The organism is Microbulbifer litoralis, assembly GCF_023634065.1.
In the GTDB taxonomy this organism is placed as follows: Bacteria; Pseudomonadota; Gammaproteobacteria; order Pseudomonadales; family Cellvibrionaceae; genus Microbulbifer; species Microbulbifer litoralis.
In genome coordinates, this window is record NZ_JALKCV010000020.1 from 25,164 (window position 1) to 48,741 (window position 23,578).

12 protein-coding genes are annotated in these 23,578 nt (G+C 56.8%); 1 reads left to right on the plus strand and 11 read right to left on the minus strand.

Going from position 1 to position 23,578, the window contains the following annotated elements; all coding sequences use genetic code 11:
* Nucleotides 1-37 precede the first annotated feature (37 nt).
* A complete protein-coding gene (gad, locus tag MWN76_RS20250) occupies nucleotides 38-1,447 on the plus strand; it encodes a glutamate decarboxylase (RefSeq protein WP_250464901.1) in 1,410 nt (469 codons plus the stop codon).
* Between the two features lie 125 nt (nucleotides 1,448-1,572).
* On the opposite strand, the gene MWN76_RS20255 is transcribed toward gad, so the two are convergent.
* The 11 genes from MWN76_RS20255 to MWN76_RS20305 form a co-directional block, all read right to left on the minus strand.
* The gene (locus tag MWN76_RS20255) at nucleotides 1,573-2,817 is read right to left on the minus strand and encodes a tyrosine-type recombinase/integrase (RefSeq protein WP_250464902.1); all 1,245 of its coding nucleotides are present in this window, start codon (nucleotides 2,815-2,817) and stop codon (nucleotides 1,573-1,575) included.
* Nucleotides 2,818-3,066: 249 nt separating this feature from the next.
* On the minus strand, nucleotides 3,067-4,329 hold the full coding sequence (locus tag MWN76_RS20260; protein ID WP_250464904.1) for an efflux RND transporter periplasmic adaptor subunit: 1,263 nt from the start codon (nucleotides 4,327-4,329) through the stop codon (nucleotides 3,067-3,069).
* 30 nt (nucleotides 4,330-4,359) lie between these two features.
* Nucleotides 4,360-5,304, minus strand: coding sequence for an ABC transporter six-transmembrane domain-containing protein (locus MWN76_RS20265; protein WP_250464905.1), 945 nt, complete (start codon nucleotides 5,302-5,304; stop codon nucleotides 4,360-4,362).
* An 11-nt stretch (nucleotides 5,305-5,315) separates the two neighbouring features.
* Nucleotides 5,316-6,353, minus strand: a complete 1,038-nt coding sequence (locus tag MWN76_RS20270; RefSeq protein WP_250464906.1) for a TauD/TfdA family dioxygenase — start codon at nucleotides 6,351-6,353, stop codon at nucleotides 5,316-5,318.
* Between the two features lie 18 nt (nucleotides 6,354-6,371).
* Entirely contained in the window at nucleotides 6,372-7,397 is a 1,026-nt protein-coding gene (locus tag MWN76_RS20275) for a TauD/TfdA family dioxygenase (protein ID WP_250464908.1), read from the minus strand.
* A 9-nt stretch (nucleotides 7,398-7,406) separates the two neighbouring features.
* A complete protein-coding gene (locus tag MWN76_RS20280) occupies nucleotides 7,407-9,821 on the minus strand; it encodes an ABC transporter permease (protein ID WP_250464910.1) in 2,415 nt (804 codons plus the stop codon).
* On the minus strand, nucleotides 9,818-10,510 hold the full coding sequence (locus MWN76_RS20285; RefSeq protein ID WP_250464912.1) for an ABC transporter ATP-binding protein: 693 nt from the start codon (nucleotides 10,508-10,510) through the stop codon (nucleotides 9,818-9,820). The genes MWN76_RS20280 and MWN76_RS20285 overlap by 4 nt, the downstream gene beginning before the upstream one ends.
* Before the next feature lie 21 nt (nucleotides 10,511-10,531).
* Nucleotides 10,532-10,846, minus strand: a complete 315-nt coding sequence (locus MWN76_RS20290) for a hypothetical protein (RefSeq protein WP_250464914.1) — start codon at nucleotides 10,844-10,846, stop codon at nucleotides 10,532-10,534.
* Nucleotides 10,843-11,391 carry an RNA polymerase sigma factor gene (locus tag MWN76_RS20295; protein ID WP_250464915.1) on the minus strand — a complete coding sequence of 183 codons (549 nt, stop codon included), beginning with the start codon at nucleotides 11,389-11,391 and terminating at the stop codon, nucleotides 10,843-10,845. Before MWN76_RS20295 ends, MWN76_RS20290 begins: the two co-directional genes overlap by 4 nt.
* 54 nt (nucleotides 11,392-11,445) lie before the next feature.
* On the minus strand, nucleotides 11,446-11,802 hold the full coding sequence (locus MWN76_RS20300) for a DUF6249 domain-containing protein (RefSeq protein ID WP_250464917.1): 357 nt from the start codon (nucleotides 11,800-11,802) through the stop codon (nucleotides 11,446-11,448).
* A 104-nt stretch (nucleotides 11,803-11,906) separates the two neighbouring features.
* Entirely contained in the window at nucleotides 11,907-23,447 is an 11,541-nt protein-coding gene (locus MWN76_RS20305) for a non-ribosomal peptide synthetase (protein ID WP_250464919.1), read from the minus strand.
* Nucleotides 23,448-23,578: the final 131 nt, after the last annotated feature.

Sequence of the window (23,578 nt, forward strand, 5' to 3'; positions counted from 1 at the left end):
CCGGATATTTCTGGGTCAATACCTGACGGTTGACAATATGCCTCTTCACAGGAAAAAAAGCCTCCGGCAACCCGGCCGGGGCGTAGACACGGATATTTTTGCCAGCAATGTATCCGCCGAATGCCTGCCGCGCTATGTCTTTCCCCAATACGGGTCGTCCGCCCGGGCCAGCTACCAACTTGTACGGGACGAACTTTTCATGGACGGCAATTCACGACAGAATCTGGCCACATTCTGTACCACCTGGGTAGAGGACGAAGTCCATCAGTTGATGTCCGACTGCCTGGACAAAAACATGATCGACAAGGACGAATACCCCCAGACCGCGGAGATTGAGGCCCGCTGCGTGCACATGATTGCCGCACTCTGGAACTCACCTGAAGCGGGGGACACCGTCGGTTGTTCCACCACCGGCTCGTCGGAAGCCGCCATGCTGGGCGGACTGGCCCTGAAATGGCGCTGGCGCAAGAGGCGCGAGGAAAACGGCAATGATAATGTCAGGCCCAACCTGATCTGCGGCCCGGTACAGGTCTGCTGGCACAAATTTGCCCGGTATTTTGACGTTGAGTTGCGGGAAGTACCATTGGATGATGACGAAGTCTGCATGAACCCGGACAAGATCTCGGAATATGCCGACGAGAATACCATCGGCGTTGTCGCTACACTCGGCGTGACCTTTACCTGTGTCTATGAACCGGTGGAAGCCATCGCCGACGCACTCGACAAACTTCAGGAGGCGCGAGGACTCGATATACCCATCCATGTGGACGCGGCCAGCGGCGGTTTCGTCGCGCCGTTTGTACAGCCGGACCTGAAATGGGATTTCCGTATTCCCAGGGTCAAGTCGATCAATACTTCGGGCCACAAATACGGTCTCGCGCCCCTCGGCGTGGGCTGGGTTGTCTGGCGCGATGTGGCAGAGTTGCCGGAAGACCTGGTCTTCCGGGTCGACTATCTCGGTGGCGACATGCCCACCTTCGCCCTGAACTTCAGTCGCCCCGGGGGTGAGATTGTTGCACAGTACTACAATTTTATGCGGCTTGGATTCGAGGGGTATAAAAAGGTCCAGCAATACTGCGCAGATACAGCCCAATGGTTGGGCAGGAATATCTCTGAGCTGGGACCATTTGAGCTCTTTTACAATGGCCACGGTGGGCTTCCGGCGATCAGTTATACGATGAAAGAGGGCGACTGGGACTTCAACCTCTATGATCTCTCCGATCGGCTAAGGATCCGTGGTTGGCAAATAGCTTCCTATCCACTCCCTGCCAACCGCCAGGATTGTGTCATCCAACGAATCATGATCCGCCACGGTGTAAGCCGGGACATGGCCTCTCTCTTGTTTGACGATATCAGGCGTGCAGTGGAGTATTTCAAGGAGCATCCTGTGACTCGCTCGGCCGGCCAGCCCGGGTTTAGCCATACCGGAAGGAAGCCGGATGGATAATGAGCCGGATAAATCTGTTCCAGCGTTGAAGTTGGTCTCTGGCAATGAATTGCTCAAGGTACGGCCCGGCCACGCTACTGATTCTTTGAGACGCTGGAGTAGGGGGCTGGGATCGGAGGAGATAATCAATTGACTTCCCGGCCCTTGCCACTCTGTGCACGTACGCGATTCTCTGTCTGTACGTATACGGTATCGGTAGTGGCCATACTCGAATGTCCCAGATCCTCGGAAAGATCCTTCAGGGCACGGCCCCGTTCCACTTCCATGCTGGCGCCGGTATGTCTCAGCCAGTGGGTGGAAGCCTCCTTCAGCTTGCGTGCGTTGTCTTCACCCTCTGCCAGTCGCATCGTGTCGTAGGCCCGGTCGAAAACCTGCTGGACGATACGGGCAAGTTGCCGCGACGTCATCCCCCCCTGGCCGCGAATCTTCTCGACGACAGGCTGGTTTTCACCCACGGAGGGGAGGGGACTCAGGCCCCGGTATGTGCGGTAGCGCTTGAGGTAATCGATAAAGCTGGGAGGAACGGTTATATCCCGCAGCTTGCGCCCTTTCCCGAAAACCTTGAGCCACCAGTTGCCGTCTGAATCTTGCCAGAAATGACTCATGACCGGTGTCCAGTTCCTGCGTTCCGATAGTTCGGATATACGAAGGAACAGTGTTTTCAGTGCACAGATTATAAACAGACTGCGCTCGTGGACTGGATCCTCCGCGGCCATATCCAGCGCCACTTTAAAAACGTATTGCCACTGATCCCCGGTCAGGCGGCGGACTTCCTTGACCTGAGCATCGCGAATGAAATGCCGGCAATCCGCCTTGGCAATCTGCGCCGGGTTCCCATAGAGGTACTCCTCATTCATCAGGTATTTGTAGAAAGCAATGATTCCGGTGAAGGTTGCCGTCAGAGTCTGCTGTGACGGCCTGTACTTTTTCTTGTCCGGCTCCGTGTCACCGGAGCCACTGTTTTTAGGCAGCTTGAGCTTGTATGGCGCCCAGGCCTTGTTGGGCACCTGATAACCGTTATTGAACTGGAACCGGTCGCAATTGACCAGGCAGATCCAGGAAACCGGCGGCTGCCAGCAGAAATCCGCGTACTCGAGGATGTCAGCCTTGCGCAGCCGTTCCATCGGCGTGCCTTTGAACAGGAACAGCCACAGCAGGAACCGCTCAGTTTCATTGCGAAAGCGCGTATAGGTGTGCTCGGACTTGTTGCGCCCGGTGTAGTTCAGGAACTCCTGGCCCCAGTGCCAGTGCGACAGCCACCAGAATTCGCCGGATTCCAGGAAGTCCCGGAGATCTGGATAGTTGCTGAAGGTAAAGTCCTTGAGCTCGGCATAGGTTGGATACAGCGGAATGGGTTTGGGGATAGCCATAAGTTATACCTGAAGTCCGGATTTTCTGCTTTGAGTCCATGCTACAGGTCTCAAGATAAAACATCAAATACTAAACAGTATTGGACATAGTGAGCTTGTGGCAGGACATTGTCTGCAGATATATTGGGCCGCTTGCTGTTACCTGACTTTGCGAGTGGCCCAATATGTACCGGTTCTTTCGCCGGGCCGGCCTCGATCCCTACCTATGGGGCGCCTGTAAAGATAACGAGTCGCCCACATCACTCCAGATCAACGCGATTCCACATTCAGCGGTTCTCCATCTAATTTCAACTGAGACAAGTCGGAGACAATCAGCTGCTCGCCGACGTCCAGCCCCGCCAATACTTCGATGTACTGACCCGCCAAGCGGCCGAACTCCACTTCTTTGGGATTCGCCTTGTTGGATCCCGCTGCCAAAGCGTACACCCGAGCCTTGGAGGTACCATTGACCCCCGCAGGCCTGCGCACGTATCGCACCTCGTTCAAACGGTCTCCGATGATGGTGCCATCAACACTGAGGTTGGGCCGAGCGCTGGTACCAACCATACTGGGCAGCGCGATCTCGATTTCGACTGTGTTGTTGGCCACAATCGGCTCGATGCGTGTGACCTTCCCGTTGAGCTTCTCACGACGGGTGTCGATGATGGCCCTGTTGCCAAGATGCACCGACTGTGCCTGGCCCTGCGGTACACGGATCAAAGCGATCAGCTCCGTGGCGCTACCTACCAATGCGACCTCTCCGCCCGGCGACAGACTCTGCCCTACTTCCACCCACAACTTCTGTAGCACGCCGCTCATTCCCGCTTTCACTGTCAGGCGGTTCAGCTGTTCTTGTGCAAGTTGCAGATTGGCTTTCATCTGCCGGACCTGGTCCTCCTGGATCTCGAGGGATTCGCGCTGAAGTTGCTCAAGTTGTTCAATGCCAGCGTTGCTTAGGGCGATACGTTCCTTGAGCCGACGCTCGTTCTGTACAGTCTTCTCAAACGTCATGCGTGACACAATGCCACTTTTGATTAGCTTCTCTTCAGCTTGACGCTGTACCTTGGCGATGGCGAGTTCCGAAGCCAGTTCGGCCAAATCACTGTGCTCCCGAAGTTTTTCACGTTGGTAAGTCAGTCTCAGCTGGCGCAAGGTCGACTCGGCCTCATTGACTTCCTGCTTCGCGGTCTGGAAAGCTTTGATCAGGTCGGGATCCTCTAACCGTACGATCACACTATCTGCAGTAACTTCAGCGCCAGGCTTTAGCACGATCTCCTTCACAGTGGCCTGCGATGGTGATGTGAGCAGTTGTTGTTTGTCTGAGACCAGTTCGCCATAGCCCTCGACGGTGACGTCCAGGCTACCTTTCTTCACGGTGTCAATCAGCAGGTTCCGCTCGCTGACCGCGACAGCATTCCCTGACATCAAGGCGATAGACACTGCCAGCACTGCAACGGAACCGACTGCAATACCGATCAGCTTGCCTCTTGAATGCAAGAGCGGTGTCGTGATTTTCGGCTTTTGCACGTCCATCGTATATGTCCTTAATCCTATTGCTGAATATCACTGGGCTTCGTTACTGCTCGTGACGGAGGTCGGCGTGGACGCCTTGTACCCGGATAGTAAAGCGCCCCTGGGCGCCATCGCCTGCAGGCGTCCGGCGATCTCGCTGACGCCAACGATAGCGTGAAAGATATTGGGTAGGCGTGTGGTGGCGTTATTCAGCGATTTCACGTAACCAAAGCAGGCTATCAGCATGCCGGCAGTTACTGCGTCAATCGTATTTGCGACGAGAGCGGAAAAACAAAACACTGCCACGCCCATAAGTTCAAAGGCGCCAGAGCTGAACGCCTCGTAATCGGAGAGCTTCACCTTGATCCTCGCGATGCTGTTGAAGTGGTTGGCAATACGCTGATGGTTACCGGACTCGATTTCCTGTACCTTCTTTTCACGCTGGTTGTTTCGCTGTGTGAAGAGGGCTTTCACCCGCGAGCGTGTACTGATCCAAATTAGCTGGCTCACAACCATGGAGAAAAATGCCGCCAGACAGATGCGCCAGTCGAAATACGCCAGCATCGCCATTGCGCCGATAATCTCGACAAATGACTTGACTATGACAAACAAGCCTCTCTCGAAAAAGCCGAGGATTTCGTCGCACAGGGCCGTGCGTTCGGAAGTCTCCGACAGCGAACTTTTAGCGCGTTGCTGATGTATAACCGTCTCGATGGACAAGCGCGCCCGAATTCGTGCGTAAGTGCGGTCGTCGTAGCCCATTCGTGTGGTGGTTATACAGACATGAGCGAGCGCTACGCAAATGTAAACCTTCAAGTTGCTATAGTCGCCAGCTATAAGGCCGTCGACCGTGCGACCGATCAGGTACGGTTGGGCGATGAGGATTAGGTTCTCAATCACCACCAGACAAAAAGTACCCAAGATTGACCATTTGAATCGGGTAAAAATGCCCCACAGAGAGTAGTCGGTATCAAAGTGCGCGACGTTCTGATCCATTGCGGGCTCTTTCATCCACTCAAGTCATCAACTGGTTTGGCCGCGACGTCAGCCCAATGTGTAATATCGCTCATGCCGCACAGAATTGAGCGCGCGCCCTGATAGCTTCGACGACCGTGCGTCACCAGGATATTGTCGATCATCAGAACATCGCCCTTTTGCCAGGAGAATTCAGTACGCTCTGCCGCATAGGCCTGCTGTAGTTCCCGAATGATCTCCGGTGCGATGTCCTGCCCATCACCATAGAAAGTCTGGTTGGGGAGTTCATCCGGCTCGAACGATTCCTGCAGGATCTCCTGCGTTTCCACATCTAGTGACAGAACATTGAAGAAGGCACAGTGGTTGAACCAGCAAGCCTCACCACTCAAGGGGTGGTAGGCGGTGGTGGGGCGGATCTGATGTGTCTTGAGTACGTCATCCTGGTGCCACTCGACATTGATGTCGTTGCGGCGGCAGTAATCCTCCACCTGCTCTTTGTGCTCTGTCTGAAAAGCGGTTTGCCAGGTAGTGCCCATGATCTGCCAGAAGCAACGCGAGTAACGGTAGTGCTTCGACTCGAAGGTTGCGACAATATCGCTTGGGAGGCGTCGGTAGATTTTGCGCGCATCGGCCAGCGGGGTGGCGCCTCCTGCCGACGAGGGCTGCTCACAGTAAAAGAAAATCTTTCGAGGGAACGATTTGTTGTATGACTGCTCCGAGTGTTGGACGATCTCCTTGTCCGCGGGATGGTCAGTGGATGTGTAGATATTCTTGTACACCGCATGGCGAGGTGAAGATCGTTCGCTGTAGAACAGTGCGTCGGACGACACTCGAGAGATGAACTCGTCGAATGTCGCTGGTGTGGAGATGTCAAAGCCACGAAACAGGATAGCGCCATGTCGTGTCAGCAACTGTTCGATATTTGCTTTCTGCTCAACGGCGAGTGCCAGTAGGTCTGCGCCCTGCCCCGTCGAGGGTTGTACCACTAATGGCAAGGGTTGCAACTGGTCGAAGATACTCAATTCACAACCTTTCAAGCGAATTTCGTCGGTGTGGTTCAAGTCAAACATATCCGTGTCCCTGGCAGATCAAAGGTCGTTGTTGGTGTAGAGTTCAGCCATCGCTACACAGACCTTACGCGGTCCCTTGAACGGTGAACGGCCGTGGGTAAGCAGGAAATTGTCGACGAGTAATAAGTCGCCCTGCTCCCAGGGAAAGCGTACGGAGTGCTCTTCGTAGATCCCACGGATGGTCTGTACCACCGAGTCTTCAATTGGCGTGCCATCGCCGTAATAGGCGTTGCGCGGCATGCCTTCCTCGCCAAACTCTTCCACCAGGAACTCGCGGACGTCCCCGGGCATGTTGGAGCTGTGGAACAGGTGAGCATGATTGAACCATACTGTGTCACCGGTAATCGGGTGTGTAGCGACGGTCTGGCGTATTGCACGGGTGCGCAGCACGTCGTCCGGTAGCCACTCAAAACTGGTGCCACTCTGGGTGAGGTAGTCTTCTGCTTCGCCCCGGGTTTCGACCTGGAAAGCCTCTCGCCAATCCATATCGACACCCAAGCCGTAGTTGCGTACATACATCACTTTTTTTTCGATGAAACGACGCTTGATATCCTCTGGAATAGCTTGTATCACCTTGCGGTCGTCGGCTAACGGTGTGTAGCCGCCCTCCTCGGCCACCAACTCGCTGCAGAAGTAAAGCTTGCAGGGCCAGTGATGGGAATAGGACATCTCGTGGTGCATGGGAATGGATTCTTCGGCAGCGTACTCGGTTGACGAATATACTTTGTCTCCCAATTGCACCCGCGACGCACCGCGTTCAATATAGCCCAGCAGCTCACCTGCATGGGCCACGGCTACATGGTTCAGTTTGTCGGCGGAGTCGATGCCAAAGCCCCTGAAGAGCAGCGCGCCGAATTGGTATAGCGCACGGTCCACGTCATTGCGGTGTGCCGCGATCCATTTATCCAAAGCTTGTCCGGGAGTATGTGCATGTACATGTAATGGCAGCTTTTCCTCGCCATAATCCACGCCCTGGGGCATAGACCGTACGAAGGCCTCGTTATCATACTGCTGCTGCAATGCGGTATTGTCGCTCTGGTTCATTCCGTTCCCCTACTCATTGCGTAAGACGAAGGCCGGTGACTGGGAAAACAGTGCCCGCATCGGGAGGTAGCAGGCATTGACCGCGATGACAAACACAATCGCCAAGTTGATCGCAAACACGGCCACCAGTTCGGTACTGACATACGGTGCTATCAGTTCCATTTTGTAAACGTATACCGTGGCCAGTAGTACCAGCTGTATCAATACACCAATGCTGATCGGCAGAAGATTCTGGCGTACGATCAGCTTCAGTAACTGGTTCTTCTTGGCTCCAATGGCCATTCGCGTACCCAGCTCGAACCGACGCTGTCGGACCGAGTTGTTGACGATTCCATAGATACCCAGGCCCGACAACAATACGATGAGTACAGTGAGCGCGGCGGAAATCGATAGTGTGGCGACCTGCTTGAACAAGGCCAGGCGGTAGGCGTTGCGCAGTGGCTCATACTCGTTGACGATCAGGTTGCCAGTGGTTTCCTTCAAGCGGTTGACAATGGTTTCGCGACCGATCGGGCTGTCTGTCTTAAGCAGGAAATAGCTGGAGTCCAGCCCGATGGGCGTGTAGACACGGGGGATGCCGGCCTCCTCGTTAGGGAGCGCGATGCCGGTGACCACACCGATTACTTCATAGGGCTCGCCGGTACCGGTGGAGAGGCGTGTCCGTAACGGGTCCCCGCCCAGTTCCTTGGCGAAGTTCTCGTCAATTATCATCCGGCGGCTGCCTGCACGAATGTCCTGCGCGGTGAAATTGCGGCCAGACACCAGGCGCTGCTGAATCATCCCAAAGTAGTCCTGGTCGATGGACTTGCGCAGCGGTACATAGGGTTTCCCGTTGGTAGCATTGGTCAGTGCCATTTTTGAGAAGCTGGCCAGAGGTGAACCCGATTGGCTGATCGCCTCGCTCCCTGGCAGCGACGCCAGTGAGACTCGCACCGCTTCCAGCGTAGCCGCTTTCTGCTCGTTGGTCTGGTCGCTTTGGCTGGTGTCATCCAACAGGAGTCGCGCCACACCTTCGACCTTGAAACCCATATCGGTGTCAATGATGCGCTTGGCGTTCAGTGATAGGGTGATGTTACAGAAGATCAGGAATGACGCGATCGCCACCTGAGTGCCAATCAAGATCTGCTGTTTGCGCTTGGACAGATGCAGGCCTCCGCCTTTACTGCCGCTCTGCACCATACCGGCCAGGTTGTTATAGTTGACGGCACTGGTGCTGAGCCAGGTTAAGATCAGAGACAGCATCAGGCAGATCAGTACCGCTGCCAGCACGGTGACGCCGTTAAGGGTTAGTTCGTCCACACGCGGTAGTACAGTAGCCATGTTGGTCTGCAGCACCTTGAAGCCCAGCACCGCGATGACGAGGGCGATGAGAGTGGATACGACGATCAGCAGTCCGATTTCGGCCAGTTTACCAGCGAACAGTTGGCGCATGCGTGCACCCACCGAAGCCTGAATGGCCATGGATTTTTGCTGCTCCGCGGCGCGCGACATCATCAGGCAGGATATGTTAACGCAGCTGATAATGGTGAGACCAATAACACCGATCAGCAGCAACACAGCCATATGGGTACTGTCGCCGGTGATGAAGTCGCGCAATGAAGTCATCCTGGCGCGCACGGTCCAACCATTGAAGAATGCCTTACCGGCCACCTCCTGCTGCCAACGTGAATCGACCAGGCCGGTAAGCAGTTGCTCGGCCTGGCTGGGAGAAGTGCCATCACTCAAACGACCCATCCAATAGATCGCGCCACTGATGCTGCTCCAACTGGTGCGACGATAGTCGTCACTGGGATTAAAATCCCATGGCAGCCAGATGTCCGTATTTCGACCAATCTCGGACAATTGTGGCTCGTGGAATGTTCTGGCGGTGACGCCGACGATACTATAGACCCTGCCATCGATGTCGATCTTTCGCTCGAGAATGTCCGGGTCACTGCTGAACTGATCATGCCAGGCCTCATAGCTGAGAACTGCACTTGGAGCGAAGCGGTTGAGTTCTTCGCGGTCGTCCAACGGTCGACCTAGCTGCATGGGGACGTCGAGTAACTTGAACAGGCCAGGACTGGAATAGGTACTGTTGACTGCCGGCTGGCTGGGCAAGGAAGTGATGATGTCCTGCGAATAGTACATCGTGGCGGTGTTACTGAATACACCCTGCTTATCGTCCTGGTACAGCAGCGCCGGATAGGCGTAGGCCTCGCCCTGGACATCGCCGTCCGTGTCAACGAACTGATTCGTGACTACATAAAGTTCGTCCGATTGCTGGTATGGGAGCGGCTCCACTATCAACAGGTAACACAACGTTAGGATACTCAGTAGTGCGCCGATACTGATTCCCATGCTGGCAACAATGGAGCCCGACAATAGGGGTTTTCGCAGGATGTTGTGAACAGCGTAACGGAGTATGAAGGCCAGCCGGTTCATGCTGCAATATCCCGAGCGATATTACCGTCTTGCAGCTTTAGCTTGACCTTGGCTGCGGCTGCATATTCCGGATCGTGCGTGACCATGCAGATAGTGGCACCTTTGGCATTGAGTGACTTCAACAGCTCCATCACGGCGTCACCACTCTTGGAATCCAGATTACCGGTGGGCTCATCGACTAGCAGGATACTGGGCTGGTGCACGATCGCGCGGGCGATGGCAACGCGCTGCTGCTGTCCCCCGGACAACTGATTGGGGAAGTGCTGTTTGCGATGCAGCATGTCCACGGTTTCCAGGCTGGTGTTGACCAGATCCTCAACCTGATTGGTGCTAAAGGACTTGCTGCTGTAGCGCAGCGGCAGAGCCACGTTGTCGAATACGTCTAGCTCATCGATCAAGTTGAACGACTGGAACACGAAGCCGATCTTCTCGTTGCGGATGGCGGCACTGCCGTTGTAGTCCAGCGATGATACATCAACGCCGTCGATAAAGTACTGGCCTGAAGTTGGCCGATCCAGCAAGCCGAGGATCGACAGCAACGTCGATTTGCCGCAGCCCGATGGGCCGGATATCGACATGAAGTCCCCTTTTGCTATCTCCAGACTGATATCGGTGAGGGCATGAGTCTCGACGAACTTGGTGTCGTAAACCTTGGATACCTTGTTTAGGTGAATGGGATAATTGTGCATAACTTTCATGTGCTCCTTGTTTTAGATACCGTTGATGGTTTTGCTCATGCCCATGACAAGGAGCGATACCAGCAACATAGCCATCAGCCCTCCGATGGGAAGTGCGGTCACAGCTTCGCCCACACCTCGTAGCGGCAGTTGCAGATTGGAAAGAAAAGTGAATTTGTCGGGTTTCACGGCGATAGTGGTCGCTGTTGCCGATAACGTGGTTCCCAGCAGGACCCACCTGCGCAGATTGCGCCGACGAAACGCGTCATCCAGCACATTGCGGGTGAAAGCATCGCCCTCCAGATGTCGCTTATAGCTGAGCAGCTGTTCCAGGCTAGGTCCTGTCATAGGGCCATCTCCTCAGTATCCAGTAGGGTTGCAAGCTTTTTCCTGGCCCGGTTGATATGCGACTTGATAGTGCCCAGTGGCATGCCAGTGACATCGGCGATCTCGAAATGCGTCATGCCGGCCGAGAATGCCAGGGTGATCGTCAGCCGTTCCTTGAGGCTTAGATACATCATCATCTGCTCCACCAGAATGTCGTTCATCGCCGTATGTGCTACCGCCATCGCCTCAGGAATCTGGTCATGATCAACGAACTCCAGTCGTGAGTTGGAAGTCACATGGCGCAGGAATATGCGGTACGCCACGGTGTGCAGCCAAGTCCCCAGGCTGGAGTCGCCACGAAAGCTTTTTAACCCGGCTAACATGCGGATGAATGTTTCCTGGGCGATGTCATCCGCGAGTGCGTGATCTCCAGCGGACAATCGCCGCAGGAATTGCCGGACAGTTGACTGGTAGCGCTTGACCAGATCCCCGGCCGCAGCTGAATCACCGGCCAGGTAGCGTGCTATCAGTTCGTTATCGCTCGTAGGCATCAGCACTCTGGTCATCGCTCGTCGTCAGGGGCATGTAATATTCGCGATGTTGCGGGCGACGCACCGTCGCTAAACGTTGCGTTCTCCCTGGTCCAGTTTCCATACCAACAGGAATCCCAACCCCATGAAGATCGGGAACACGGCCACCGTGACGAATTCTGTCATCGCGCCGGTGATCAGTCCGGCCGCCGCTGCGGCAATACCGATGGAGATAATGATAATGCCACGTCGCAAGTCGATCCTGTGCGAAGAGCGATTGGTATTCATCTGTGCCACCATCTCGGCAGTCAGCGGTGTACCCTGCTCCAGAGCAGTGCGCAATGTACGTTGTACTTCGGTCTGATTGCGGGAATTGAGGATGGAAAATGTGACAAACATCGCAGCGATGCTCAGTACGCCAATAATGGGGATGTAGATACCGTCCATAATTTTTTGTCTCTCGGTCGATTGCCAAACTGGTCATGTAACGATTGGAGACAGACCAGGGGCAGTTTGGATGCAATTCGAACAGGTTTTTTTTCATGGCCGTCTCAGCCCCCTTCGAGCTCAATCAGTGGCCGCGCCATTTGGTTTACCGAACGCATCAACCATACGGCCACCGTTTCCACCTGGGGTGGCCTGAGGATCTGGAAGTGGTCGCACTGCAGGGGCGGCGCCACTTCGACACGGGCCAGGCGGTCCCATCCCCGCTTTTCCCAAGGAATGGTATCCACTGTTGCGCCAAGGAACTGAACATGGCCTGTGTAAGACATTCCCATATAGCGGCGGCTCGCATCCCAGTGGCTGCGATAGACCCTGAAGCGCTCACGCAGAGTGTCCAAGTTAAGGGTCAGTGGCAGCACACCAGCTGTTGTGCCTTCTTCCAGTACCTGCTGCAGTACACGATTGATACCGTGGATACGGTACACCGACCCTACATCGCCCCAGATAGCCGGGTCCGGTCCCAGTTCCTGTAACATCACCGCAAGTGCGATGAAGTCAACATCCTCTTCGCCAAAGAGTTCGTGTGTTAGCGCGGAGTCGATCAGGCTCACCGAGCCGACGGTCTCACCAGTCGCTTGTAGCTGGCGGGCCATCTCGTAAGCGATGGTCCCGCCAAAAGAATAGCCAGCTACATGATACGGGCCGTTTGGCTGCGTGGAGCGCAATAGCTTGATGTGGCGCCGCGCGAGCTCCTCGACCGTGAAACTGTGCGGTTCGGTCATCTGTAGGCCGTACACATCCCAACAGCGGTCGAGACGGTCGATAAGATCGCCGTAGCAGATTACTTCGCCGCCAAGAGGGTGGATAAGGAACAGACGGGTGCTCGCCCGGTCACCGTTGGGCTCGGACTGCTGCAAGTGAACCAGTCTGCTGGTGGCACCATGGGTGCTGCTCGAGCCGGAGATGTCTGCCCTTGCCATCAGTTCCCCGATGGTCGGGTACTTGAATAAATCGACCATTGTCAGCTGGCAATCGAACTGTTTATTGATGGCATTGACCGCTTGCAGGGCCAGCAGCGACTTGCCGCCGAGGGCGAAGAAGTTATCGCCGATGCCGACCTCCTCCACATTCAGCAACCGCTTCCATAGATCCACCACCCATTGCTCTTCGAGTGTGCGTGCCTCTTCGATGTTGTGGGCAGGTTGTGACGGTGTGTTGGCATAACCGGCACGCACGGCCTTGCGGTCGATCTTGCCATTGGCACTCAAAGGCATGCTCTCGATCGCGATCCATTCCTGCGGCAGCATGAAACCCGGCAGGGTTGCGCGTAAATATTCGCGAGCCTGGGCTTCCTGTTCCGTCCGACCGCCGGCCACGCTGGGCAGGTATTCGACGAATGCTCCCAGACGGGAACCTCGGTCATCCTCCAGCTTCAGCACCGCGCTACTCTTGACCACCCCGCTGTCAGACAGCGCCGACTCGATTTCACCCAGTTCGATTCGGAAACCGTTGACTTTCACCTGCTGGTCGAGGCGTCCTATAAACTCCAGTACGCCGTGCTCATTCCAACGTACCAGGTCACCGGTGCGATACAGGCGTGGCAACGCCACTCCAACACGATTACCGGCCACGAATTTCTCTGTGGTCAGCTCTGGGCGCTGCCAGTAACCACGCGACAGGCCGGTGCCGCCGATGAACAGTTCGCCGGCCACACCGCGCGGTGCCACCAACCCCTGACGATCGATGACGAATGCCTGGCAGCCACGGATTGGAATGCCGATATCCGGGGCGCGCTCAGCATCGCGGGCACACAACGAATAGGTCGAGTACGTTGTGTCCTCCGAGGGGCCGTACAGGTTGTAGACCGCCTGCACCCGTGTTTGCGAGTACACCCGCTCCACCACATGCCCCAACAACGCCTCACCGGCCAGGTTCACCACTTGCACTGAATCGGGCACCGAGCCGGATTCCAGCAGTTGCATGATTGCCGAGGGTACGGTGTTGATCAGGGTCACGCCGCTACTGCGTGCTGTCGCTACTTCATGCAAGTCCAGGATGTGCTTGACCAGCAGACAACTGCCGCCACAAGTGAGCGGTACGAACATCTCGAACACCGACAGGTCGAAGCACATCGACGTCGCGGCCAACACAATCGATAACTGTTCCTGCGAGTATGTCTCGTGTGCCCAGGCGATCATCTCGGCCGCACTGCGGTGTTCGATCATCACACCTTTGGGATTGCCAGTCGTGCCCGAGGTATAGATCAGATAGGCCAGGCTGGCCGGATCCAGTGATAACGACGGATTGTCCGTACTCTGGTCGGAGAAGCTCCCCACATCGGCGACATTGATCACCTGAACTTGAATGCCGTCCAGGCACGTCCGCGTGTCGGGCGAACCCAGTACCCAGGTCAACTGTGCATCGGCAGCGATGTAGCGCAGGCGCTCAGGAGGATAATCCGGATCCATCGGCACATAGGCTGCACCGGCCTTCAGGATGGCCAGTAGGGAAACCACCAGTGCCTGACTGCGTGGTAGACACACGCCGACCAGAGCTCCCGGCTGTACCCCGCGAGTGATCAGCGCGTGACACAGCCGATTGGCCTGCTCATTGAGTTCGGCATAGCTCAGCGCGGTGTCATCAAAGCGCACCGCCACGGCATCCGGTGTACGTTGTACCTGGTGCTCGACCAGAGTATGCAGGCACTGCGGCACAGTGTCTGGGGTACCGATTTGAGGTGTATCAACAGATGACTGCGAGTCGAACCCGGACAACACAAAGTCCTTCAGCTGCGCGACTGAACCGCGGGCCAGCTGCTCGAAGATACGAGTGAGGTCAGCGGCCATCTGTGTGATCAGCCAGCGTGGGAACAGGACCTTGCGGTAGTTCATACTGATAACGAACCCGCTGTCCTTTGGCGAAACATGACAGGTCAGATCAACCTTCTCCTGAGTACCTTCGGTGAAGCCTGACTCAATGTGCGCACTGCCCTGCTCATCGCCCGTATCAGTCGTTAACATGATCTGGAATAACGGTGAAAAATACTCGCTGCGCTGTGGGTTGAGTAGTTCCACCACCTGTTCAAACGGAATATGCTGGTGCTCGAAGGCATCCAGATTGACCTGTCGCACTTGCGTCAGGTACTGGGCCAGAGTTTGCCGGGCGTCGCAATCAGTACGCATTACCAGGGTGTTGGTAAAAAGGCCTACAAGCGGCTCAAACTCGGCGAGCATGCGATTAGCTGTCGGCGTGCCGATAACGACATCGCGACTACCTGAGTAGCGTGATACCAACAAGTTCAGACTGGCATGGATCAGCATAAAAATACTGACGTTATTCAGGACCGCCACCCCCTGAAGCTGCCGACTTGTCTCTGCGGACAGGCGCCAATGGTAGCTCTCTCCGTCGTAGCTGTCGTGCTGCTTGCCTTCCTCCAGAATGGGTAGGTCATGACGAGGCGGAAGTTCGGCCAATTGCTGGCCCCAATATGTACGACTGGCCTCGGCTTCAGCACTATTCAGGAATCTCTGTTGCCAGGCTGTGTAATCGATGTAACGAACTGGTAATGGTGGCAGGTCTGGCTGTTGGCCAGAAGCGAGAGCATCGTAGGCAGCCTGGTACTCCCGCCAGAATACATTGATTGACCAGCCGTCGATGGAGATATGATGTGCGGTAAGCAACAAGCATCCGTGTCCTTCGCAGGCGACGTGGACTGCGCGCAGCATGGTATCGCGTGTCAGGTCAAAGTTCCTCGTAGCCTGTTCGTCGACCGTTGCGGTCACGTCAATCCGCCATTGGCGTTCGTCACTTGCCGACGAGACACGACGCTCAAGCATGAAGTCCACATCTTCCATCGGTCGCACCTGTTGATGCAGTGCGCCGTAGTCATCACTATAGAAAGTGGTGCGCAAGGGTTCATGACGCTCGATCAGCCAGCGCAGTGCGCGCTCGGCGACGTCAGCATCGAAGCTTGCATCGGTAGCACGACTAAACGGGACATGATATTGGTTGCTGCCTTCAGAGAAACGGTCGACCAGCCACAGACCAGTTTGGGCGGAAGAAGCGAGGTACTTAGTAATGCCCGTGTCTAAATGCTCGACTTCCAGTGAATCAATAACGTTAGGTTGTGAGAGCTCTGCCCTGGTCAGCAGTTCCCCGATGGTCGGGTACTTGAATAAATCGACCATTGTCAGCTGGCAATCGAACTGTTTATTGATGGCATTGACCGCTTGCAGGGCCAGCAGCGACTTGCCGCCGAGGGCGAAGAAGTTATCGCCGATGCCGACCTCCTCCACATTCAGCAACCGCTTCCATAGATCCACCACCCATTGCTCTTCGAGTGTGCGTGCCTCTTCGATGTTGTGGGCAGGTTGTGACGGTGTGTTGGCATAACCGGCACGCACGGCCTTGCGGTCGATCTTGCCATTGGCACTCAAAGGCATGCTCTCGATCGCGATCCATTCCTGCGGCAGCATGAAACCCGGCAGGGTTGCGCGTAAATATTCGCGAGCCTGGGCTTCCTGTTCCGTCCGACCGCCGGCCACGCTGGGCAGGTATTCGACGAATGCTCCCAGACGGGAACCTCGGTCATCCTCCAGCTTCAGCACCGCGCTACTCTTGACCACCCCGCTGTCAGACAGCGCCGACTCGATTTCACCCAGTTCGATTCGGAAACCGTTGACTTTCACCTGCTGGTCGAGGCGTCCTATAAACTCCAGTACGCCGTGCTCATTCCAACGTACCAGGTCACCGGTGCGATACAGGCGTGGCAACGCCACTCCAACACGATTACCGGCCACGAATTTCTCTGTGGTCAGCTCTGGGCGCTGCCAGTAACCACGCGACAGGCCGGTGCCGCCGATGAACAGTTCGCCGGCCACACCGCGCGGTGCCACCAACCCCTGACGATCGATGACGAATGCCTGGCAGCCACGGATTGGAATGCCGATATCCGGGGCGCGCTCAGCATCGCGGGCACACAACGAATAGGTCGAGTACGTTGTGTCCTCCGAGGGGCCGTACAGGTTGTAGACCGCCTGCACCCGTGTTTGCGAGTACACCCGCTCCACCACATGCCCCAACAACGCCTCACCGGCCAGGTTCACCACTTGCACTGAATCGGGCACCGAGCCGGATTCCAGCAGTTGCATGATTGCCGAGGGTACGGTGTTGATCAGGGTCACGCCGCTACTGCGTGCTGTCGCTACTTCATGCAAGTCCAGGATGTGCTTGACCAGCAGACAACTGCCGCCACAAGTGAGCGGTACGAACATCTCGAACACCGACAGGTCGAAGCACATCGACGTCGCGGCCAACACAATCGATAACTGTTCCTGCGAGTATGTCTCGTGTGCCCAGGCGATCATCTCGGCCGCACTGCGGTGTTCGATCATCACACCTTTGGGATTGCCAGTCGTGCCCGAGGTATAGATCAGATAGGCCAGGCTGGCCGGATCCAGTGATAACGACGGATTGTCCGTACTCTGGTCGGAGAAGCTCCCCACATCGGCGACATTGATCACCTGAACTTGAATGCCGTCCAGGCACGTCCGCGTGTCGGGCGAACCCAGTACCCAGGTCAACTGTGCATCGGCAGCGATGTAGCGCAGGCGCTCAGGAGGATAATCCGGATCCATCGGCACATAGGCTGCACCGGCCTTCAGGATGGCCAGTAGGGAAACCACCAGTGCCTGACTGCGTGGTAGACACACGCCGACCAGAGCTCCCGGCTGTACCCCGCGAGTGATCAGCGCGTGACACAGCCGATTGGCCTGCTCATTGAGTTCGGCATAGCTCAGCGCGGTGTCATCAAAGCGCACCGCCACGGCATCCGGTGTACGTTGTACCTGGTGCTCGACCAGAGTATGCAGGCACTGCGGCACAGTGTCTGGGGTACCGATTTGAGGTGTATCAACAGATGACTGCGAGTCGAACCCGGACAACACAAAGTCCTTCAGCTGCGCGACTGAACCGCGGGCCAGCTGCTCGAAGATACGAGTGAGGTCAGCGGCCATCTGTGTGATCAGCCAGCGTGGGAACAAGGTTTTGCGATAACTTACGGTCAGCTCGAGCCCGTTTGACCGAGGTACGGCATGAAGCACGAGGTCCATACCGTTTGCAGTGTCCTCGCCGGCTGGTTTCGCGAAAGTCAGCAGAACCTGGCACAGTGGGTTAAAGAGTTCGCTCGTCGCCGTGTCGAGCCTTTCGGCGATCTCGTCCAGGTCGAAACCGCGGTATTGCGAGGCCTCCTGACAAGCGTTGCGAAGCTGTGCGAGATAGCCGTCCACACTCTGGGCCGCTGCGCACCGGGTTCGAACGATCAATACCTGATCGCTCGTCACACACAGAGCCTCCAACTCGGGTGGCACCTTCGTCGAGCCAGCGACACCGACAGCCACATCGGCATCGCCCGTGTAGCGCGACACCAACAGGTTTAATCCCGCTTGTAGCACTACGCTGAGATCGGCATTATGTTCTTGCGCCCGTGTCTGCAGCATTCGGGTGGTTTCGGTGGGCAGCAACCATTCGTGTAATGCCGCCTCGCGGCTGCGATCGTGAAGCCCGCTGTCGAGGATCGGCAAGCCGTGGCGCGACGGCAAACCGTACAACTCTGTCAACCAATAGTGCCTGCTGCCCTCCTGTGCTGCCACCAACTTGCCTTCGTGGTTGAATCGGACCCGATGGCCGGTCCGCAACAGTAATTCGTCGCTCGCCAACATCGAGGGGACCAGCAGCCCAGGTTCTATTCCATCCGAGCTGGCAGCTGCGGTGATACGCGGGCCGCCTACATACAGTTCGCCCTCGAAACCATACGGCAGAAGGCCGGTGGCCTCGTCCAGCACATACAGACGATCAGGTGTCGAAGAGTCGGCGAAGGAAGCACGCCCCGCGTGCTGTATCAATCGACTACGCTCATCTTCGCTCAACAGGTTCAGCTCGCTCATCGCAACATCGGGTCGTTGCGACAGGTCCTCGAGCAGTGTAGAGAGTTGCTCAGCGAGACTGACGATTGTGCGTGTACTGAACAACGCCTTGCAGTAGTTGAGCTGAAGAACCAGTCCTTTTGTGTCGGCTGTGACTCCGAGGCTGAGGTCGAACTTCGCGACCTCGTCCTCACTAAAGCGCGGCTCCAGCAGTGGCGCAGAGCCGGAGGCTCCCTGCTCCACGTTCAGCATTATCTGTGACAATGGATTGTATGCAGCGCTACGCTCGGGATTGAGCGCCTCCACCAGGTACTCGAATGGTACCTCCTGGTGTTCCTGGGCTTCCAGGTTAACCTGTCGCACCGTCTGCAGATAATCAGAAAACGACAGATCGGAGACGACTTGCGTACGCAGAACCACCAGGTTTGCCAGCAGGCCTATCAAGTTGGCAACCTCGGGCCGATCGCGATTGGCGGCCGGGGTCGAGATCACCACGTCGGCATTGCCGGTGCGACGTGCCAGTAGAGCGGACAGAGCCGCATGGAACAACATGAACAAAGAAGTTCCCGAACGGATTGCCAACTGGTTGAGACGTTCGTGGCAGGCATCGTTGATCGGCCAGGAATAGCTTGCGCCATCGAAACTCTGCTGATCCGGGCGGGGAAAATCCGTGGGGAGACTGTGCGTTTGGGGCAGCTCCGTTAGCTGCTGCTTCCAGTAGGCAATCGACGTACTGAGCGCTCCGCTCCGCAATTGCTGATGCTGCCACAGCGAATAATCGAGATACTGCATGGGAGTGGTGAGAGCCTCGGCAGACGTGCCGGCCTCCAGCGCAGCATATTCTTTGTCGAACTCACGCCAGAACACGTCGATGCTCCAGCCGTCGGCGGCGATGTGATGGATGCCGAGCAGCATCGCCGTCCCCTGCTCTTCGACGATTGCATCCATACGAATCAGCGAACCAGAGTCCAGATCGAACGGTTGCCGTGCTTTGCTTTGCAGCGTCTGGCGGATAAAGGTACCGCGTAGTGACTGCGGCACCGATAACGCATCCACTACACCTAGGCTGAACGGCACGTCGTCCACCACGATCTGGAACAGTTCGAAATCACGTGCCTCGAAACGCGTACGCAGTGCACTGTGACGACGTACGATCCGCGCTACGGACTCTTCCGCCCACGCCAGATCCAGCTCGCGGTCGAATCGGCGCAAGCTGTGGATATTGTAGCTACCCCGGGTCTGGGTTACCTGCTCCAGATACCAGAGTTGTTTCTGTGCAAATGATGCCGGTACCACGCCATCCGAGCAGGCGTTCGATGCGATTTGGGGAGGCATGTGTGCAGTTTGTTCCTCGATCTGCTGTGCGAACTCTCCCAGTGCCGGTGTTTCGAAGATCTGCTTGACGTTGAAGCGCTTGCCGAAGGCTAGCTCGATGTCGTTGAGCAGGCGAATCGCCAATAGCGAGTGACCGCCTATCTCGAAGAAACTGGTGTTGCGGCCAATTGCAGTCAACTCCACCCGAAGACGCCTGGACCAGAGCACCGCAAGTTCTTTCTCGGTATCGGTCACGGGTGGCTGCGCGGTTGACGATGACACCGTACGGAAAGGTTGCGCAAGCAGTCGCGAGCGCGACAGTTTGCCGTTACCGGTCAGTGGCAGTGTGTCCATTACCCTATAGGCGGATGGCACCATGTAATGTGGTAGCACTGTTTTCAAATGGCGGTGCACGCGGTCGGTCAGCGCTTCTGTGTCGAGTGTTTTGTTCTCAGGATCCGCGGCCTCGGGGACCAGTGCCGCAACCAGGCGCGCCTCGCTGCCCTGGCCATCCAGCAGCACGACCGCCATCGACAGATTGGACAGTGTCAAAACCTGCCGTTCAATCTCACCGGTGGTGACACGGTAACCGGAAATTTTAATCTGGTCATCGCGCCGACCCACATACTCCAGCACGCCGTCGCAGTTGACCCGCACCAAATCTCCAGTATGGTAGCTTCGGTGCATATCGCCGCGGCAATCGGCAACTTGGCCGAACGATGCTGCAGTCTGCTCGGGTTTGTCCAGGTAGCCCTGGGCAACGGTGCGGCCGGCAATGTTCAGTTCGCCGATCGCTCCCGGGGGCACCAGTTCGCCACGCGCATCGCGAATTACACAATGGCTGTGAGGCAACGGCATACCGATTGGGATTTCGCCCCGATCTTCGTCATGATCGGTAGTGTCGTGTGCGGTGGCTATAATCGTGGCTTCGGTGGGCCCGTAGGTGTTGAGTACGCGTACGCGCTCGAGTGCCGGTACCTGCCGCCATTGATGCAAGGCCTCCGTCGCCATCTTTTCACCACCGGTGATTAGCAGGCGTAGGGGTGGCTCGGTCTGCGGACGGCCGGATAGTTGGCCGAGTTCGCTGCACAGCAGGTGCCAGTATGCGGTGGGCAACGACGCAACGGTGATGCCTTGCGCGGCGATCTCGTCCCAGAATGAACGCTGCTCGCTCACATTCTGGTCGCGCAGTACCAGGGTGGCACCACCGAATAACGCCACGGTTAGTTCCTCGATAAAGATATCGAACGAGGGCGAGGAGAATTGCAGGACTCGATCGTCGCCGTTCACACGATAAAGACCTTGCGCCGACGCGTGGTAGTGGAGCACATTGTCGTGACTGACCATCACTCCCTTGGGGTCTCCAGTTGAGCCGGAGGTGTAGACAATGTAGGCGAGTGAAGCGCCGTTGGGCTCGCTTTGCCCGCTTTCGGGCTGTTCCGCGTTCGACTGCACCGGTTCGCCCCAGACCAGCAAGCGCTCGGCGATGCCCTCCAGATGCTCCAGATGCGAGCGTCGTGCGATAACCAAACGCGCGCGACTGTCGTTAAGCATGTAAGCGAGGCGTTGGCGTGGATAGCCAGGGTCCAGCGGCACGTACACCGCACCGAGTTTGAACAGAGCCAGCGTGGCAATGATCAACTCCGGTGACGATTCCAGATGAACGCCCACACGATCGCCGTGACCGATATTCGCGGTGCGCAGGTCCGCGACAAACTGGTCCACCGCCGCGGCCAGTTCTACGTAGGTCTGGCATTCGTTACCGCACAGCAGTGCCGGTCTGTCCGGAGAGGTCGCCACTGCATGCTCAAATGCGGCTGCAAGGTTGGCCGGAAGTTTGGCAACAGTCTTATCTGCGGGGGTAAAATCGAGTAGCTGCTCTCTTTGAGCCTGCGGTACGATCGACAGCCGGCACATTGGTCGCCGGGCGTCTTCGGCAATGGCGCTAAGCAGCTCGTGGAAGCAATGGTCCAGCCGCTGGATACTTTCGGCGCGGAAGATGTCACTGGCATAGCGCCAGATGAGGCCGATCCCGTCCTCGCTCTCAATGGCGTCCAGCGACAGGTCGAACTTGCTGCTGCCCGAGTCCTGCGACAACGGTGTGAATCGCGCCTCACCGAACGAGAACGAGGACCGCTCCTGATTGTGCAGGGCGAACATGATCTGGAACAGCGGGTTATATCGCAAGCTGCGACTGGGCTTGAGTTCCTCCACCAGGTACTCAAATGGCACATGTTGATGCTCGTAGGCATCGAGCATCTGCTGGCGGCACTGTTGCAACAACTGCGCGAACGATTGATCGACATCGACGTGGGTGCGTAGTACCAGGGTATTGATGAAGCAGCCGATCAGACCTTCCTGGTCCTGGTCGTCGCGACCGGCTGTAGGCGTGCCCAGGACGATATCCTCCTCTCCTGTGTAGCGCACCAGCAGCAGATTCAGCGCGGAATGCAAGGCCATGAACAGGGTCGCGCCCTGTGCCCTGCTGAGGGCTACGATAGCCTCGGCAATTTCCTTGGGCACACGACTGCGCACTGCTTTGCCACGATAGGATTGCTGCGCTGGCCGCGGTGCATCGAGTGGCAGGGAATGTACCTCGGGAAGTTCGCGCAGATAGTCACGCCAGAACGCCCAGCCGTCGATACTGTCGCCCCTGCGATAACGGCTATCCTGTTGCCTGGCGTAGTCCGCATACTGTATCGGCAGTGTGTCCAGGCCGGCGTCTGTCGCCTGGCCGCCTCCCTGGAAGACTTTGTAGAAGCGGTTGAGTTCACGGATGAAGATCGACAACGACCAGCCGTCGGAAGCGATGTGATGCATCTGGATCATCAGGCGCGTTTCATCCGCGGTGTAATGCACAAGTCCCACGCGCAGCATCAAGTCCTGCGACAGATCGAACGCTCGGGCCGCGTACTCGGCGCTGATCGCCTGCCATTGTGAGTCGCGCTGCGTCTCTTCCCCGCGCAAATCGAAGCGGTCCAGTATCAGCTGTCCATCCTCACGCAGACACTGGTAAGGCTCACCCTTTTCCTCCCCGTACACTGTGCGCAGCACTTCGTGACGCGCCACGATTGCGTTCAGCGCCTGCTCGAGCGCGTTCACATCCAGGCCGCCACGAATTGAGAAATTGCCACCGATGTTGTAGAGACTGCCGCCTTCGAGCTGCTGCAGGAACCAAAGGCGTTTTTGCGCGAAAGACAGCGGGGCTCTTACAGGCGGCGCCGGTTCTCTTGTCTCTGCCGATGTGTCCCGGGCAAGGGCGTTCAAGAGTGCCGTTTTGTGCTCGCGGATTAACGCCTTAAACTCATCTGTAAAGGTCCCCGCGGGCGCCAGCACTTTCAGGTTGCCGGCATTAGCACGCAATTGTATGTGGTGCTCGCGCAACAGCGCCAACAGCTCGTTGGTGGTCATACGTCGAACTCCTCCATGTACTCCTGCTGTGCATGCCCGGACGCGACAACGGGGTCTTGCGCTGGAACCTTCAGCAACGAAATCAAATGTGCCTGCTTCTCAATGCTGGGCAGCTCGAACAGACTCTTCAA

Excerpts from the sequence above, each read along its gene's own strand:
- MWN76_RS20275 (WP_250464908.1), bottom strand. The coding sequence starts at position 7,397 with ATGAACCAGAGCGACAATACCGCATTGCAGCAGCAGTATGATAACGAG.
- MWN76_RS20280 (WP_250464910.1), bottom strand. The coding sequence starts at position 9,821 with ATGAACCGGCTGGCCTTCATACTCCGTTACGCTGTTCACAACATCCTG.
- MWN76_RS20305 (WP_250464919.1), bottom strand. The coding sequence starts at position 23,447 with ATGACCACCAACGAGCTGTTGGCGCTGTTGCGCGAGCACCACATACAA.
- gad (WP_250464901.1), top strand. The coding sequence starts at position 38 with ATGCCTCTTCACAGGAAAAAAAGCCTCCGGCAACCCGGCCGGGGCGTA.
- MWN76_RS20295 (WP_250464915.1), bottom strand. The coding sequence starts at position 11,391 with ATGACCAGAGTGCTGATGCCTACGAGCGATAACGAACTGATAGCACGC.
- MWN76_RS20260 (WP_250464904.1), bottom strand. The coding sequence starts at position 4,329 with ATGGACGTGCAAAAGCCGAAAATCACGACACCGCTCTTGCATTCAAGA.
- MWN76_RS20255 (WP_250464902.1), bottom strand. The coding sequence starts at position 2,817 with ATGGCTATCCCCAAACCCATTCCGCTGTATCCAACCTATGCCGAGCTC.
- MWN76_RS20270 (WP_250464906.1), bottom strand. The coding sequence starts at position 6,353 with ATGTTTGACTTGAACCACACCGACGAAATTCGCTTGAAAGGTTGTGAA.
- MWN76_RS20300 (WP_250464917.1), bottom strand. The coding sequence starts at position 11,802 with ATGGACGGTATCTACATCCCCATTATTGGCGTACTGAGCATCGCTGCG.
- MWN76_RS20265 (WP_250464905.1), bottom strand. The coding sequence starts at position 5,304 with ATGGATCAGAACGTCGCGCACTTTGATACCGACTACTCTCTGTGGGGC.
- MWN76_RS20290 (WP_250464914.1), bottom strand. The coding sequence starts at position 10,846 with ATGACAGGACCTAGCCTGGAACAGCTGCTCAGCTATAAGCGACATCTG.
- MWN76_RS20285 (WP_250464912.1), bottom strand. The coding sequence starts at position 10,510 with ATGCACAATTATCCCATTCACCTAAACAAGGTATCCAAGGTTTACGAC.